This is a genomic window from Crystallibacter degradans, from assembly GCF_012952295.1.
GTDB classification, from domain to species: Bacteria; Actinomycetota; Actinomycetes; order Actinomycetales; family Micrococcaceae; genus Crystallibacter; species Crystallibacter degradans.
In genome coordinates, this window is sequence record NZ_JABBCH010000095.1 from 1 (window position 1) to 405 (window position 405).

Genomic DNA, 405 nt, shown 5'->3' on the forward strand with positions numbered 1-405 from the left:
CCTAGGTTTGTGCAGTATCAGATGGGACACGAACATGCCTCCACGACCGGCATCTACCAGTTCGTCAGCGACGACTTCCGCGCCACGACCCTGCGGGCCGGGCTCGAGCGGACCGTCACGGAAGCCTCCGGGCGCCCGGGAGGCGACTGGTGAAGCGGCAGGTTGAGTATCGCTGGCGCCTTGCGGAGCTGATGGCCGCGCGAGGCCTGCACAACACCACCGACCTCATACCGCTACTCGCCGAGCGCGGGATCGTCCTCTCCCGCCCCCAGGTCTACCGGCTCGTGAACCAGAAGCCCGAACGCGTCGCACTGCAGCTCATCTCCGCGATCTGCGACATCTTCTCCTGCGGCCCGGAGGACCTCATCACGGTCACCGCAGCAGACGTAAAGGCCCGCAAGACCG

At 66.4% G+C, this 405-nt stretch carries 1 protein-coding gene; it reads left to right on the top strand.

Annotation, left to right across the window (positions count from 1 at the left end):
• Positions 1–149: 149 nt before the first annotated feature.
• Positions 150–405: helix-turn-helix domain-containing protein (locus tag HGO92_RS23270; protein WP_169998551.1), on the top strand; the 256-nt coding region annotated here is incomplete at its 3' end.